The sequence below is a fragment of the Streptomyces sp. NPDC032721 genome, from assembly GCF_055579625.1.
The window spans coordinates 84,753-86,517 of the sequence record NZ_JBVIMX010000002.1; the positions used below are offsets into that span (position 1 = coordinate 84,753).

A 1,765-nucleotide genomic window follows, 5' to 3' on the forward strand; every position below is an offset into this window, starting at 1 on the left:
GGAAGAGGAGAAGGCAAAAAAAACACCCCCCCCCCCCCCCCCCCCCCCCCCCCCCCCCCCCCCCCCCCCCCCCCGCCCGGGGGTGTAATGCGAAGGTGCCCGGGATTCCGGACGGGGCGGGCTCTCGGCCGGTCTTACGCCCCGCACGACCGCAGGAACTGCCGTGTCCGCCGCGCGATCGGCAGCGGCTTCTCCGGCGGGCACGGGTACATGTCCTGCTCCACGATCGCGAACAGCTCCGCCCCCTGCCGTTCCGCGAGCCGCTGCGCCGCCGCCAGTACGGGCTCCAGGGGCGGTTCCCCGTAAGGCGGTTCGCACATCACGCCGAGGTCGACGGCGGGTCCGAACGGCACGTCGCCGTCCCGCACCTGGGCCAGCAGCCCCGGATCGACCTGCTTGAGGTGCAGATAGCCGATCCGTTCGCCGTACCTCTCGATGAGCGCGAGGCTGTCGCCGCCGCAGTAGGCGTAGTGCCCGGTGTCCAGGCACAGCGAGACCAGGTCGCGGTCGGTCGCGTCGAGCAGCCGGACCACGTTCTCCTCGGTGTCGATGTGGGTGTCGGCATGCGGATGGACCACCACCCGCAGCCCGAACTCCTCGTGCACCTGGCGCGACAGCCGCTCGGTCTGCGCGGCCAGGGTGCGCCACTGCCCGGGGGTGAGGACGGCGTCCTCCAGGGGTTCGCCGGTCCTGTCGTCCCGCCAGAACGCCGGGATCATCACCAGGTGCCCGGCGCCCACCGCACGCGCGTGCCGGGCCACCCGGGAGACGTGCGACCAGGTGTCCTGCCAGCGGGACGCGCCGTCGTGGTGCAGCGCGGTGAAGACCGTACCGGCGGAGACGCGCAGCCCCCGGTCCGCCAGCTCCCGCCCCAGCAGGGCCGGATCGTCCGGCAGGTATCCGTACGGGCCCAGCTCGATCCACTCGTACCCGCTCGCCGTGACCTCGTCCAGAAAGCGCTGCCAGGGCACCTGGGCGGGATCGTCGGCGAACCACACCCCCCACGAGTCGGGGGCGGATCCGATCCTGAGGCGCGTCAGGTCTCCCGTTGCTCCTTCGGTGGTCATGGGGCGCAGCCTTCCGGCGGGCGGGGAGGGGTGTCAAGGGAGCCGTGGGGGCGGGGGGTTGGTCCGTAAGGGCAGGCCACTGACTGTTGACAGTGTTCGGCGTGCGCGGATAGACCGTTAGGTCCTGTACGTCTTGGGGCCGGGCGGCCGGCCCGGCCGGGAGTGCGGGGAGCGACGCGGGAAGGGCGGTGGCCGTGCGGGAGCTGATCGCGATGGGGCGGCTCGGGGTGGACCTCTATCCGCTGCGGGCGGGGGTCTCCCTGGACCGGGTGGAGACCTTCGGGAGGTTCCTCGGCGGGTCGGCGGCGAACGTGGCGGTGGCCGCGGCGCGGCTGGGTGTGGACACCGCGCTGGTCTCCCGTACCGGGGCCGACCCGTTCGGGGTGTTCCTGCGCAGGGAACTGGGCGGCTTCGGGGTGGACGCGCGGTGGGTGACCGAGGTCCCGGCGCACCCCACCCCGCTCACCTTCTGCGAGGTCTTCCCGCCCGACGACTTCCCGCTGTACTTCTACCGGCGGCCCACGGCCCCCGACCTGGAGATCCGTACCGAGGAACTGGACCTCGACGCGATCCGCGCGGCCCGCGTCTTCTGGGCGACCGGCACCGGGGGGGGGGGGGGGGAAAAAAAAAAAAAAAAAACGAAAGCAGGCGCCACCACGGCGCGCACCACACCCCCCCACCTCGCCCCATACTTACGG

General features: G+C 72.5%; 2 protein-coding genes. One reads left to right on the forward strand and one right to left on the reverse strand.

Features of this window, described 5'->3' with window-relative positions:
- Positions 1-134: 134 nt before the first annotated feature.
- The gene (locus ACZ5PB_RS06655) at positions 135-1,067 is read right to left on the reverse strand and encodes a sugar phosphate isomerase/epimerase family protein (protein WP_468688415.1); all 933 of its coding nucleotides are present in this window, start codon (positions 1,065-1,067) and stop codon (positions 135-137) included.
- Between the two features lie 212 nt (positions 1,068-1,279).
- Between ACZ5PB_RS06655 and ACZ5PB_RS06660 the strand changes: the two genes are divergently transcribed.
- Positions 1,280-1,765: PfkB family carbohydrate kinase (locus tag ACZ5PB_RS06660; protein WP_468688899.1), on the forward strand; the 486-nt coding region annotated here is incomplete at its 3' end.

What these genes read in the sequence shown, in the direction of transcription:
- ACZ5PB_RS06655 (WP_468688415.1), bottom strand. Translation starts at nt 1,067, where the DNA reads ATGACCACCGAAGGAGCAACGGGAGACCTGACGCGCCTCAGGATCGGA.